This window comes from Amycolatopsis roodepoortensis (assembly GCF_014873915.1).
Taxonomy (GTDB): Bacteria; Actinomycetota; Actinomycetes; order Mycobacteriales; family Pseudonocardiaceae; genus Amycolatopsis; species Amycolatopsis roodepoortensis.
On the sequence record NZ_JADBEJ010000005.1, the window covers coordinates 3188247 to 3202106 of the forward strand.

General features: G+C 67.9%; 9 protein-coding genes. 3 read left to right on the forward strand and 6 right to left on the reverse strand.

The features are described 5' to 3' along the window. Positions 1 to 98: 98 nt before the first annotated feature. Entirely contained in the window at positions 99 to 650 is a 552-nt protein-coding gene (locus tag H4W30_RS34195; protein WP_192746342.1) for a snapalysin family zinc-dependent metalloprotease, read from the forward strand. 46 nt (positions 651 to 696) lie between these two features. Here the strand turns inward: H4W30_RS34195 and H4W30_RS34200 are convergent, their stop codons facing one another. Together H4W30_RS34200 and H4W30_RS34205 are read right to left on the reverse strand one after the other, a co-directional pair. Beyond that, the gene (locus tag H4W30_RS34200; RefSeq protein ID WP_192746343.1) at positions 697 to 876 is read right to left on the reverse strand and encodes a ferredoxin; all 180 of its coding nucleotides are present in this window, start codon (positions 874 to 876) and stop codon (positions 697 to 699) included. 5 nt (positions 877 to 881) lie between these two features. After that, complete coding sequence (locus tag H4W30_RS34205) at positions 882 to 2084, reverse strand: cytochrome P450 (RefSeq protein ID WP_192746344.1); 1203 nt, start codon at positions 2082 to 2084, stop codon at positions 882 to 884. A 182-nt stretch (positions 2085 to 2266) separates the two neighbouring features. Between H4W30_RS34205 and H4W30_RS34210 the strand changes: the two genes are divergently transcribed. Continuing rightward, on the forward strand, positions 2267 to 3187 hold the full coding sequence (locus tag H4W30_RS34210) for a MarR family transcriptional regulator (protein ID WP_192746345.1): 921 nt from the start codon (positions 2267 to 2269) through the stop codon (positions 3185 to 3187). Between the two features lie 876 nt (positions 3188 to 4063). On the opposite strand, the gene H4W30_RS34215 is transcribed toward H4W30_RS34210, so the two are convergent. The 4 genes from H4W30_RS34215 to H4W30_RS34230 form a co-directional block, all read right to left on the reverse strand. Then, complete coding sequence (locus H4W30_RS34215) at positions 4064 to 5260, reverse strand: HNH endonuclease signature motif containing protein (RefSeq protein WP_225950616.1); 1197 nt, start codon at positions 5258 to 5260, stop codon at positions 4064 to 4066. Between the two features lie 233 nt (positions 5261 to 5493). Further along, entirely contained in the window at positions 5494 to 10377 is a 4884-nt protein-coding gene (locus H4W30_RS34220; protein WP_192746346.1) for a DNA repair ATPase, read from the reverse strand. Next, positions 10374 to 12383, reverse strand: a complete 2010-nt coding sequence (locus H4W30_RS34225; RefSeq protein ID WP_192746347.1) for a flotillin family protein — start codon at positions 12381 to 12383, stop codon at positions 10374 to 10376. The genes H4W30_RS34220 and H4W30_RS34225 overlap by 4 nt, the downstream gene beginning before the upstream one ends. A gap of 17 nt (positions 12384 to 12400) precedes the next feature. Then, on the reverse strand, positions 12401 to 12985 hold the full coding sequence (locus tag H4W30_RS34230) for a hypothetical protein (RefSeq protein ID WP_192746348.1): 585 nt from the start codon (positions 12983 to 12985) through the stop codon (positions 12401 to 12403). Positions 12986 to 13421: 436 nt separating this feature from the next. Between H4W30_RS34230 and H4W30_RS34235 the strand changes: the two genes are divergently transcribed. Beyond that, positions 13422 to 13859 carry a hypothetical protein gene (locus H4W30_RS34235; protein ID WP_192746349.1) on the forward strand — a complete coding sequence of 146 codons (438 nt, stop codon included), beginning with the start codon at positions 13422 to 13424 and terminating at the stop codon, positions 13857 to 13859. The last annotated feature ends 1 nt before the right edge of the window (position 13860 follow it).

A 13860-nucleotide genomic window follows, 5' to 3' on the forward strand; every position in this document is an offset into this window, starting at 1 on the left:
ACGACAGGCGACTATCGGCGGGTACCCCGGCGACCCCGGAGGGTTCAGGGTCGACAGTGCTCCGAAATTCCAGCACGCCTTAACGCGAGGAGTTCAACGTGCTTCGACGTACCTTCGCCGCGGTGCTCACCGGCGCCGCGCTCTCCGTCTCGATGCTCACGGCACCCTCCGCCGGTGCCGCCGAGATCATGGCGACCACCCTGACCTACGACGACAGCCAGGCCGCGGAGTTCAAGGACGCGGTGGCCGCCGGCGTCAACGTCTGGAACACCAACGTCACCAACGTCCGTATCGTGAAGGCGACGCCGGGGCAGCGGGTCAACATCCGGGTCATCGCCGACAACGGCTGGCCGCGCGCCACGCTCGGCCCGGTCCGCCCGAGCGGCACGGTCACCGTGTGGATGGGCAGGCAGGCCGTCCAGCAGGGTTACTACACGCCGCGGATCGCTTCCCACGAACTCGGGCACAGCCTCGGCCTGCCCGACGTGAAGCCCGGCCCGTGCTCGTCGCTGATGTCCGGCTCGACCGGCGGAGTCAGCTGCAAGAGCGTGAACCCGAACGCTCAGGAGAAGGCCCGGGTCCAGCAGCTCTACGCCGGCACCGCGGTGCCGAGCGCCGACGCGGGCAAGGTCCTCGCGGAGGTCGGCTGATCCCGTGGCCAGGGGGTGCCCGCCCGGCACCCCCTGGCCTGGGTTTTCAACCGTTCGCCGTGATCGCCGCCGCCGGGCACAGCTGCACGGCGTCGCCGATGTCGGCCGGTTCGGGGTCCAGCAACCGGACCCGGCCGTCTTCCTCATCCTGTTCGAACACCCCGGGCGCGGTCAGCACGCACATTCCGGCGCCCACACAGCGTTCCCGGTCCACTTCGAGTTTCATCGCGATCAGTCCCACGCCACCGGGAGCGCGTACACCCCGTAGATGTCGGAATCCGTCCGCATCGGGATCTCTTCGGCGGACACGGCGAGGCGCAGGTTCGGGAACCTGGCGAGCAGCCCGGTGAAAGCGACCTTCATCTGCACCCGCGCGAGCTGCTGGCCGAGGCACTGGTGGACCCCGTGCCCGAAGGAGGCGTGCCCGGCGGCGTTCCGGAGGACGTCGAGCCGGTCGGGATCGGTGAATTTCAGCGGATCGCGGTTGGCCGCCATCCCCGACAGCGCGACCGCCTCCCCGGCCTTGACGAGCTGGCCGCCGATCTCGACGTCTTCGAGCGCGGTGCGCGCGCCGGTGTGCGCGATGGTCAGGTAGCGCAGCAGCTCCTCGATCGCGCCTTCGATGCGCTCCGGGTCCTCACGCAAGAGCGCGAGCTGGTCCGGATGCTGCAGCAAGGCGAAAGTGCCCAGCGCGAGCATATTGGCCGTCGTGTCCAAACCGGCGCCCAGCAAGAGGAACGCGATACTGGTGAGCTCCTCGTCGGTGAGTTCCGTGGTCGTCAGCTCGCCGAGGATGTCGTCGGTCGGCGCGGCCCGTTTCGCCACGATGAGCTTGTAGAGGTACTCGCCCAGCGCGTTGATGGCGGCTTCCTGCTCCCCGGCCGGGGCGTCCGGCTGGTTCAGCGGCAGGACGTTGCGGCGGAAGAACTCGTGGTCTTCATAGGGAACGCCGAGCAGCTCGCAGATCATCAGCGCCGGAATGGGCTGGGCGAAGGCCGTCACCAGGTCGGCCGACGTTCCCTGCCCTTCCATCGCGTCGAGGCATTCGGTGGTCACCTGCTCCACCCGCTCGGAGAGCAGCCGCATCCGGCGGACGGTGAACTTGCCGGTGAGCAGCTTGCGGTACCGCGCGTGCTCCGCGCCGTCCATCCTGATGAACATGCCCGGGGCCGCCGGCGGCATCTCCATCATCGCGGCCGCGCCCGGCAGCGGCGAGTGCATCAACTCCTGCCGGGCACTGAACCGCGGATCCGCGAGGACGGCCCGGGCGATCGCGTGCCCCGTCGCGAGCCAGCCTTCGTGCCCGTCGGGGAACGTCAGCCGGACCAGCGGATGCTCGTCGCGCAGCGCGCCGAGCTCGGCGGGCGGGTCGAAGGGGCAGCCCTTCGGTCGTTCGAGGGGTAGCTCGGTGAGATGGGGTACCGAGGTGGTCATAGCTGTTCCTCCCAGTTTTTACCGATACCCAAAGGCTACGTTGCATTTACAGATCGCTCAAAGCTATGGGCTGGCCTTTCTGCCGTTCTTGCTGGTAGATTTCCGGAAATCGTTGCAACGGCCGTGCCGGTGAATGCAACGCCTCGTTGCAATGAGCTGCGCGTGAACGCACAGGAGGTGCCATGCCGGGCGGCAGGCTGACGCAGGAGGATCGACGGCTGATCGCGTCCTGGCTCAAGGACGGCCTCGGTTACGCCGAGATCGCCCGGCGGCTCGGGCGGCCGACGTCGACCATCAGCCGTGAGGTCGCGCGCAACAGCGGCCGTTCCGGCTATCGCGCCGAAGAAGCGACCCGTGTCACCGGCGAACGCGCGCGGCGCCGCAAACCGCAACCGCGCGCCGTCCCCGTCGTCGAGAACGGCTACGGACGGGACCCGGAAGCCGTGCGCGCCTTCGAAACCGACTTCGCCGAAATGATCGTGGCGACCGGACTGCCGCGCATGACCGCACGGGTCCTCGCGTGCCTGGCCGTCAGCGACGACGGCGTGCTCACCGCCGCCCAGCTCGCCCGGCGGCTCCAGGTCAGTCCGGCCTCGATCTCGAACGCCGTCGCCTACCTCGAAGCACAGGCCATGCTCAAACGGGAACGCGACGGCCGGCGAGAGCAATACGTCATCGACGAGGAAATGCCACAGCGCGTGTGGGCCGAAAGCGTCCGCTCGAACCAGGAATGGGTCAAGGTCTCCCGTCAGGGCGCCGAAGTCCTCGGCGTCGCGACCCCCGCGGGCGCCCGCATGGACGACCTCTCCCGATTCCACGCGCGCATCGACGAAATCATGCACGACGACCGCGTCGCCGTCTTCGCCGGTGACGCCCTGACCGTGCTCGCCGCACTCCTGCACGCCGGACGGGGGTTTTCCCTTGTGGCTCTCGCTTCGGCCCTCGACTGGTCTGTTGAGCGGACTGCGGCCGCCTTGCGGGTGGCTGAAGAGCATCCGCATATCGCGGGCCCGGTTCGGGTGGACTGTCGTGATGGGGAGTATCGGGCGGTTCCGTTGGTGGAACGGCTCACTGCTGGGCAGTTGGCGGCTTTGGGGTCTTGAGTGGTGCGTCCGGCCTTTCGTGGCCGCTTTTCGGCGACGCAGGTTTGTGGTGGGGCTTGGCGGCGGCCCTTTCACGGCCAACGTGGAGGCTTGCGCACAGGGGTGCTCGTCGCCGCTTTTCGGCCACGCGCTCCAACGGCGAGACTTGTCAATGTGCCCTTGAACGGCCAACGCAGCGCCTCTCCGCGCAGGGTGCCCGTCGCCGCTTTCCGGCGACACGGGTCTAACGGCGAGACCTATCAGCAGCGGCCCTTTCACGACCAGCGTGGCGCCCTGCGCACAGGGGGCCCGTCGCCGCTTTCCGGCGACGCAGGTCTAGTGGCGAGACTTGGCGGTGAACTTGAATGGCCAAAGCTGCGCGGCCGCACACGCCATCCGTGGCCGCTTTCCGGCGACGCGGGGTCCGGTGACGAGACCTGTCAGCGGCGGCCCTTTCTCGGCCAACGCGTAGCCCTGCGTAGGGTGCCTGTCGCCACTTTCCGGCAACGCGCCAAACAGCAAGACTCGACCGTGAACTTGAAGGACCAAAGCAGCGCGTCCGCACACGCCACCCGTGGCCGCTTTCCGGCAACGCACTCCAACGGCGACGCTTGTCGGTGTGCCCTTGAACGGCCAACGCGGAGCCCTCCGCGCAGGGTGCCCGTCGCCACTTTCCTGCGACGCGCCAAACAGCAAGACCCGACCGTGAACTTGAAGGACCAAAGCAGCGTCTCCGCACGCATCGCCCGTGGCCGCATTCCGGCGACGCGAGGTCTAGTGGCGAGTCAGTGGCCTCTTTGGAAGGCCCAAGCCGGGCCCGGCGCACCTCGCCGTTTCCGACGATGCGGCCCCAACCGCGAGACCTAGCCGTCCCTCGCCACTTTCCGGCAATGAGACTCAGAACGGCGGCGGTTCGTCGGCGAGCGGTGTCCTTGGGCGCGGCAGGTGAAGCGGCGGGGGTGAGCTGTCGTAGCTCTGCCCGGTGGGGGTGGTGATGGTGAGGGTGCCGTCGGCGGCGAGGTGGTAAGTCCAGCCGGGTTCGTCTTTGAGGCGGTGGTCTCGCCGGCAGAGGTCGATCAGTTCGTCGACGTTGGTATGGCCGCCGTGCTGCCAAGGCACTGAATGATCGATGTCGCAGGCCTGGGCGGGACGGTGGCAGCCGGGTCTTCGGCATTCCCGGTCCCGGACCCGGACAAACTCACCGAGGCCCGCGCTGGGTCGGTACCGGTCCCGGCCGAGATCGAGGACCTGCCCAGACAGCGGGTCAGTGATGATGCGACGCAGCACGGTGTTCGGGCCGGTGGCGATGTGCCGGGCCAGCGCCGCGGGGACAGTGCCGTGTCCAGCGAGCTCCGCGGGATCGTCGTTGAGGCCAAGATAAGTGAACAGGTCCATATACAGGAACACTTCGGTGCGTTCACTGGTGCCGCCTTGGCCGCCGAGCAGGAGATCGAGCGCGACGTCGGCGCGTAGCTGCTCCAGGGTGCGAGTCTCCTCCCCGGTCTTGAGCGCCCGCGCTTCCCGATCGATGCGCCGATAGGCGGCGGCGACTTTCTCGACTGGCCCGTCTTCGACCTCGATCGACGCCACTCCCGTTTCGCCTTGCCGCAAGGTCAGGCGACGGCCTTCGCGATGCCGTTCGGCCCGTGCTTCGGCGCCCTCACGGTCGACGGTGGTCGCGGCGTGGTTCGCCGCTTTCCGGATCTGATCAGAATTCCTGCCTGGCAGCCGATCCTCCAGGAGCACATCGACGGTGCGGGCGTCCTCGTCCGACAGCCACGCGGTGGCCGCGGCGACCTTCATCGCGCCGAAGCCGCTCACTTCTCCTTGGTCCATCAGGGACAGAGTGCGAGGCAGGCGAGTGGTCAACCCGTCGGCCGCGGCGACCATGGCACCGGCATGATTGTCCACAAGAGACAGAGCGAAAGCGACTTCCTGCGTGACGCTCGGCGCGCCGTCGCGATGTCGTTTCAGTTGCGCAAGCGCCCGGAACCGGACCGCTTCCAGCCGTGCGATCCCGGCCGACGCCGCTTGCGCGACAGCGACGGAATCCTTGTCGTCCAACGAAATGACGGAAGCGTTCACCGCTTCCAGCACCTCGGGGTCGGTGAGTCTTTCCAGTAGCGCCACAGGCGCGGGATGTGTGTCCACCCCACGACCATACGACCGGCCACCGACAGTTTTCGGCCTCGCGCGTGGGGCAGGCAGTTGCCGATTTTCGGCAACTAGGACACGAAGCGGACTGCCTGTGCGGCATCGCCGATTCTCGGCACCAAGATCCCAGCAGAGACATGCCGTTGCCGATTCCCGCCACCCGACCACAACCCCTACATCACATCCCGCACGACCATCCGCTCCGAAGCCCGTTCGATCGCGGCCTCCACCGCCCCGACCCGATCCGCCAGCAAGCCCATAGCGCCGACCGCGCGGCTCATCGGGTCCTCGTCGTCCCCGCCCAGCGCTTGCGCGCGCAGGTAGGCCGCCTTCACGTCGGCCCAGCGTTGCGCCTCCGCGGGGCTCAGCCGTCCGCGTAGTTCGGCCAGTTTCAGCAGGTTCGCTTCGGCGCCCGAGGTGAGTGTCTGCGCTTCGCCGGCGTAGTGGTCGTCGATCAGCGCTTCCAGCTCCGCGTCGTTCATCGCGGGCACGATCCGGCCGGCGAGTTTGTTCATGTTGCGGTACGAGCCTTGCAGCTGGAACGGCGGTTCGACCCGCGACGAGTCCGCTTGCGCGGCCGAGGCGATGTACGCCTGGTTGTTCGCCAGGACGATCCGCTGCACCTTGATCAGTTTCCTCAGGACGGCGAGGATCTGCTCCAGTTCGGTCGCCGAGTAGGCGTGCTTCAGCTGGTCCGCCCGCACCGAACCGTCGCCGCGGGCCAGCCGCACGAGAACGTCCACATCGGACCGTTCGCGCGAGACCAGCGGGGCCAGCACGGTGTTCGCGGTGAGCGAGTTCTCGATGTAGCTCAGCGCGAACAACTCTTCCTTGCCCGACAGCACATCACCGAGGTTCCACACGTCCGCACGGTTGGCGAGCATGTCCGGAATGCGGAACCGCTTGCCCTGCTCGGTGTACGGGTTGCCTGCCATGCAGACCGCGAACCGCTTGCCCCGCAGGTCATACGTCCGCGTTCGGCCCTCCCACACGCCTTCCATCCGCCGTTGCGCGTCACACAGCGAGATGAACTTCTGCAGCAGTTCCGGCGACGTGTGCTGGATGTCGTCCAGATACAACAGCACGTTGTTGCCCTGCTCCAGCGCGAACGAGATCTTTTCGACCTCTTGCCGCGCCGTCGCGTTGGGCGCGTCCGCCGGATCCACCGACGTGACGTCGTGCCCGAGGGCGGGCCCGTTCACCTTGACGAACACCAGCCCGAGGCGGCTCGCGACGTACTCCATCAGCGTCGTCTTGCCATAGCCGGGCGGCGAGATGAGCAGCAGTAGACCGGACTGGTCGGTCCGCCGCGCGTCGCCGGTCGCGCCGAGCTGCTTGGCGAGGTTGTCGCCGATCAACGGCAGGTAGACCTCGTCGAGCAATCTGTTGCGCACGAAGGCGCTCATCACCTTCGGCTTGTATTCGGTCAGCCGCAGCCTGTCCCGTTCGGCCGCCACCAGGTCGTTGCGCAGCCGTTGGTACGCCCGGAAACCCGGCACCCGGTCACGCCGGAACCGCAACGTCCTGGCCAGCGTCTCGTCCAGTCGCAGCGTCAGGGATCGGTTCACGATCCGCGGATGCGAGCCGAGCAGACCGTCCACAGTGGCCGAAAGTTCCGCCGAGGAGTCGTAGCGCGGCAGGTCGGCCAGTTCGATCGCGACGGCCTCCGCCAGCTCGTCGCTGGGCAGACCAGCTGAGTCCACAAAGGACCGGAGCCACGCTTCGGCAAGCTGATGCCGATCCGCGAGGTCTTCGAGGGCGCGCAGGTCTTCGGCGAAGCTCCGGCGGTCGAGCCGGAACTTGTCGAGCAGTGTCCGCGCGCCGCCGCTGGTGACGAAACCCGGCGACGCGTCGGCCAGTTCCTCGAACAGGTACTCGCCGGCGAGTTCGAGCTCCAGCGTCAGCCCCGAGGACGCGGCGAACGCGGTCATCGCCTCGGTGAGTTCCCGTGCCAGCGCGTCGATCGCCGTCGTATGCCCGAACGCCTCCCGGACCCGGGCGAGCGATGCGGCACGCGTCGTCCAGGCGGACTTCGCCGCTTCTTCGGCACCGAAAGCCCAGAACAGCTGAGCGGCGGCACGAGCGGCGGGCGGATACCGCAGCAGCCCCGCGGCGGACCGCAGGCGCAGCAACACCGCCAGGATCGCGGCGGCGTCGTGGTCGTGCACGCCGCGCGCGTAGCCCTCGTCGTAACGATCGCCCGCGGCGCGCCGGACGACCTCCAGGAGATCGGCCTCGGCCAACTCCGGCTGTTCGGCCAGGATCGACGTCGCCAGATACTCGGCGCGATAGACCTCGGGCGATTCCGAGACCAGCAACTGATCCCAGTACGGCCGCGTCTCCTCGAAGGCGGAATCCCGCACGGGCGAGCGGTAGTCGGTCCCGGTGATCGCGAACTTCATCCCGCCGTCGTGCGGCACCAGGGTGAGGTCGATGTCCTGCGTGTTGACCGCGAAGGTGTTGCGGCCCAGGCGGATCGTCTCGCCGCCGTCGCCGTAGAGGTCCTGCCTGTCGCGTAGTGCGCGCCCGGCTTCCTGGCGCGCGGCCTTGACCCGGCCTTCCAGCTCTTCGGCGCGCACCTGGTCGCCTAGGTCGCGCAGTTCGGCGACGACGCTGCGCAGCTTCGCGACCATCGGATCGGAGGCGAAGTAGGTGTTGATCTCGTCGACCGAGCCGAGCGTGCCGACCCTGCGCGTCACACTGGCGAGGATCCGCTCGGCCGAATCGACGAGCCGGTCCGCGCGACGCGCCCGCTCGTCGAGCAGCGCCTGCTTGCGCGAGGAGAACGCCTCGTAGACGTCGGTGCGCTTCTCCCCGAGCGACACCAGGAAGTCGTCGAACTCGCCGAACCGCGATTCGAGGTTTTCCAGTTGCAGCAGCAATCTGCCGAGCTGCTCGTCGCAACGGTCGGGAGTGTCCGCGACCGCGAGCCCACCGGTGATCGCCTGCGCGAGCAGCGCGAACTCGGCGGCGAACTCCGCCCGGCCTTCGGTCTCCAGCAGCTCCTTGCGCCGCGCTTCGAGGGTGGCGCGTGCCCGGTTGACCGCGCCGATGACCTCGCCGACGCGTTCGAGGATCTTCGTCCGCACCACGGCGTCCGCGATGTCCAGCCCGCCGACGACGTCGGTGAGGACTTCGAGCCCGCCGGACTGCTCGTCCAGCCGCTCGGCGACCGGGACGGCTTCGGCGACGGTGGAGATCGCGCCCGCGGCTTCGATCAGCCCGTCGACCTCGGCGTGATAGCTCGTGAACGCGTCTTCGCCCTGCAGGAACCGGACGGCCCGTTGAGCCGCTTCCCCGAATTCCGTGTCGAGATCGGCGATCAGCTTGTCGACCCGGCCGGTGTCGGCATACCGCAGCTCCCGCACAGTGACGAGATGCCCTCGCGCGCGGTGCATTTCGGCGAGCCTGCGCACCCACGCGTCGGCCGCGTTCAGGGCCTCACCGCGGACCCTCCGCACGAGCGACGCGGTCTCCGCGGCCGCCTCTTCGACGGCTTCGGCCGCCTGCGCGGTGAGCGAGGTGACGGTCTCGAACTCGTCGAGCACCTGCTCCGCGGTGACCCGGACGTCCGACAGCGGCGACCGCAGATCACCGAGTTCGGCCTCGCCGAGCCAGTGGTAGTGGTCGAAGACCCGCGCGCACGCGGCGATCAGGGCCTCGAACACCGCCGCCGACGGCGCCATCTCGTCGACCATCCGGCCGATCGAGAGACAGTCGGAGATCCCGCGGACCAGATCGGCGTTGCCGACCCGCTCCAGCGGTCCGGTGCCCGCCGGCTGCGACGCGGCGAAGGTGTCCGATTGGAACGGCGTCCGCCACACCTGCATCGGATGCACGCGGCTCGGCTCGTCGGACACCGCGCGGAACAGCACCATCGTGCCGTCGTCGAACAGCGAGTACCCGTGGCACGGGATCGGGTTCGACACCTCCTTGCGGATCACGTTGTACGGCAGGAGCAGCGAACGTCCCTCCGCCCGCGCGTGGAAGACGTAGAGCACGTCCTCCCCGTTGGGCGAGCGGATCACGCGCTCGAATTCGAGCTCGTCCACGGTGGTGTCGAACGTCTTGCTGACACCCGTGTCGAGGTAGTACCCGCCGGGGAAGATGATCCCGTGGTCCTCGGGCAGCCGCTGGCACGCCTGCCCGATCCCGTCGAGGCGCACCACGTCCCGCGTCCGGGTGTTGAACACCAGGTACCGGTACGCGGTCTCCTTGTAGGGCAGGATCCTCAGCAGGATCAACGGGCCGATCCTGGCGTAGGACACCTCGGCGTCGGCGAGGCTCTGCAGCGGCTCGTCGACCGGTTCGGCGTAGACGCCCTCACCGGTTTCGGTGTTGTTCTCGACCTTGATCGTCAGGTTGCCGCCGACGGTCTCGACGAACACGTCGTCCTCGATCGAGATGTGCGGATGCCGCCCGAGGACGTGCTGCTCGCGGCTGGTCTCGGTCCATTCGAAGTCGTGCGACGGCGGGAAGACGTGGTCGCGTTCGCCCCGGCTGTCCACATAGGACACCTTGCCGTCCGCGGCGATCCCCCAACGCAGCACGCGGATGTCCTCGGTGCGCGGGCCGATCTGGAACACCGCGAGCAGTTTGCCCTCGACCCGTCGCAGCTGCAGCAGCTTCGCCTGCCGGTAGTACCGGTACAGCTCAGCGAAGTCGCGGACGAACTGCTCGTCGCGCAACAGTTCCGGCAGCTCTTCGGCGGGCACGTCGTCGAAACGGAAGGCTTCTTCGTCATGGCTGAAGCCGTGTAGCGAGAAGACGTCGTCGACCGTCGTCTCCGGTTTGAGGCCGATGAAGACGTTGTAGCCGAACAACATCCGCCCGCCGACCGACACGACGTCCCGCGGCACGCAGTTGTTCGCGGTGCGGATCCGCTCCGTGCCGATCAGCGCGAGCTGCGCGCTGCCGAAGACGCCGAGCCGTGCCGTGTTGAGCTCGTCCGCGCGTTTCGCCAGTTCGGCGGCCTGTGCGGCGAGCCGGGCGCGGAGCACCTCGTAGGTGCCCGCGTCCAGCTGCTCCGTTCCCGCCGCCGGTTCGGTCGTCGTCACTGCTTCGCGGGGGTGAGGGCGGCGACGGACTTGTCAGCGAGGCCGAGCCGCTGCGCCATGGCCAGCAGCTCCTGCACCTTGCCGCTGTCCGGGCCGCCCGCCTGCAGCTGCTTGGCCAGGAAGGCCGACAGCGTCAGGTTCTTCACGTCCTCCGTGCTCACCGAACCGACCAGTTTCGTCAGGTCGTCGGTGAAGCTGCCCGAGCCGTCGAGCCACGCCTTCCCGAGGGTCTGGACGACGTCCGAGTGCTCGACGAAGCCGTCCACGCTCTTGCCCGCCCCGATCGAGCCGATGACCTTTTCGAAGAACATCGTCTCGCCGCCGACGATGTCGATGTCGGCCTTCTCCAGCCCGATCCCCAGCACCGTGGCCTGCGCCTCGGCGACCTCGCGCTGCACGTTGAGCGCGGCGAGCCGGATCTCCTTCTCGGCCTCCAGGCGCAAGCGGTACTCCTCGTGCTGGCGGCTGGCGGTGTCGAGGGCGGCCATCGCGGCGGCCTTCTCGGTGAGACCTTCGGCCTCGCCCTTGAGCTTGTCGCGCATCGCGTCGGCGAGCACGATCGCCTTCTCGCGTTCGACGATGGCCTCGGCGCGGCCGACCTTCTCCAGCGCGTCGGCGTCGCGTTCCTTGACCTGCGCGGCGGCGAGCCCGGCGGCGGCCTCCTCGGCCTGAATGCCTTCGGCCAGACGGATCTTCGCCCTGGTCTCCAGCTCGGCGGCCTGCTGGCGAGCCTCGGCCAGCGTCAGTTCCTCGCGGGCCTTGTGCTTCGACGCGGCCTCGGCGGCTTCCGCGGCCTTGATGTCCTTGACGAGGTTTTCCTGCGCCTCGGCCTCGGCGCGGATGATGATCGCCGAGCGCTGCCGCTCCGCCTCTTCGACGACGCGGAGCTTCTTGATGTTCTCTTCCTGCTCCGCCACGGTCTTCTCGACCGCGATCCGCTCGCGGATCACCTCGGCGATGGACCGCTTCTCGGTCTCGACCTCCTTGTCCTTGGCGATGCGGGACAGCTCGGTCTCGCGTTCGCGGCCGATGACCTCGAGCAGCCGGTCCTTCTCGATGCGCTCGGTCTCGATGGCGATCACGCGTTCGCGGTTCTTGCCCGCGACCTCGATCTCACGCTGCTGGTTCTGGTGCTGGATGCCGAGCTGCTCGTCCGTGCGCAGGCCGGCGGCCTGCGACTTAAGCCGCTCCTCCGCCTGCACCTTGGCGATCTCGGCCTCTTCGCGCGCCCGCATGGTCTCGACCTCGCGGCGCTGCTTGATCTCGGCGTCGGCCTGCCGCCGCTCCAGTTCGAGGATCGCCTCCTTGGCGTCCACGTTCTGGCGGGTGATCTCTTTTTCCTCGCTGCGGCGGAACTCGTTGGTGCGCACGTGCTCGATCGCGGTCAGCTCGGTGATCTTGCGGATACCCTGCGCGTCGAGGATGTTCGCGGAGTCGAGCTGCGCCATCGGCGTCTGCTCGAGGTAGTCGATGGCCGCGTCCTCCAGGCTGTACCCGTTGAGGTCGGTGCCGATGACGCGGATGATCTGGTCGCGGAATTCGTGGCGTTTGGTGTAGAGATCCACGAAGTCCAGCTGCTTGCCGACGGTTTTCAACGCCTCGGAGAACTTGGCGTTGAACAGCTCCTGCAGGGTCGCCTCGTCGCTGGCGCGTTCGGTGCCGATGGCCTGCGCGACCTTGATCACGTCCTCGACGGTCTTGTTGACCCGCACGAAGAACGAGATCCGGATGTCGGCGCGGATGTTGTCCCGGCAGATCAGGCCCTCACGGCCGGTCCGGGTGATCTCCATGGCCTTGACCGAGGTGTCCATGATCTCGGCCTTGTGCAGCACCGGCAGGACGATCGCGCCGGTGAACGTCACGTCGACGCGGCGGACCTTCGAGATGATCAGTGCCTTACCCTGCGGCACCTTCTTGAACAACCTGGTGATGGTGAAGAGCAAGACCAGGAGGATGACAACTATCACGGCGATCAGTACGCCGGCCCCCACGCTGATGGCACCCATAGTGTTCCTTTTCTGCTTCAGATGTCCAAGGACTCGACCCAGAAGAACTCGCGTTCGGAGTCGTAGTCGTAGAGAACTACGCGGCTGCCCGCCGTCAGGTTGCCTTCGCCGGCCTGACGAACGTCCACAATGGCCGTGGACCCGTCGGCGGCGGCGACTTCGGCCTGCCCGAAGTCATGCGTGACCGACGAGGTGCGGATGACCGCGGCCCTGCCGACGAAGTCCCTCCTGCTCGGTTCCCTCGCGGGACCGAAGACGCGACGTAGCGGCACCACGATCACCCTCGTCCCGAGTGTGCCGAGCACGAGCGCGACGGCGAGCACGCCGGCCCCGAGCCCGATCCTCGATGGTGTCGAAAGCTCCAGGTCATCGAGAAGAACCGTCCCTGCCAGGCTGGCGAACCAGGTGAATGCGATCAGCAAAGAGAGCGAAATGGACAGTGGGACGCCGCCGAAGCCCGCCAGGAGCCCGTCGCCGCCGTCGAAGTCGTCGACCTCGAATGCACCGAGCAGTGCCAGCAGCCAGTAGCCGATCACGACGATCAGCAGGAAGCTGAAGAGCACGGCCGGAAACCCCAGAGCCGCGGTGACGAACCCGCCCATCCCGTCGTTCCCTCCCCCGTTACCCCGGGTCAGGACTATAACCAGCGCGTGACGCCGGGCGGGCCGTTTTCGGCTACGAGTGGGTCACGGTGTGCGGAAGCGTGCGGGGCCACTGACGCATTTAGTCCTCTGAATGCGGTCTGGCCGGGGCCGGGAGTCGCGTCGCGGGCGGGCCGAAGGCGTAACTCGCGTGATCGAAGGCGCAACTCGCGTGATTGAGCGCGTAACTCGCGTGATTGGGGGTGTAACTCGCGTGGCCGGGGGACCCAGGTCCGCATTTAGTCCTCTGGATGCGGGGAAGAGGCGGCCGGGTGCGGAGCGTTACGCCGACCGGCCGCCCGGAAGCCATCCGGTTGGACCTGTCGCGCCCCCGGAGCGGGCCCTACTCTCCAGTATTGAGAGTGACACAGGACACACCACGGTCTTGGGAGGCTCCATGGGGTGGCACGTTCGCGAAACGATCGACGAGGATCGGCGCGAACGGCGGATCCGCCATGTCACCCGATGTCTGAGCTGCACGCTCACTTGCGTCCATTGTGGACTTCCCGCCAGATTCTCCGTTCCCCCAGGGCATCCCGGCCTCGGCGTCGTCGAGCACCTGCCGGGCGTGACCACCCCCGGTCTCCCCGATCTCGCCCTGCTGCACCGATTCTGCCGGGACAATCTCGCCGCCGAGCCGGGGATCGCGCTCCGGCGCGCCTATCTCGGCTTGGCGACCGAACTCTTCGAGACGGGACAGCGGATCCGCCGTCACCGCAGGCTCGGCGTGCATCCGCCACGGCCGGGACATCTCGAGGCCTACCGAAAACGGTGGCGAGTGGCCAAAATGCGGTACGCCTGCAAGGCGTGCCGGTACTACACCGGCTCTCACTGAG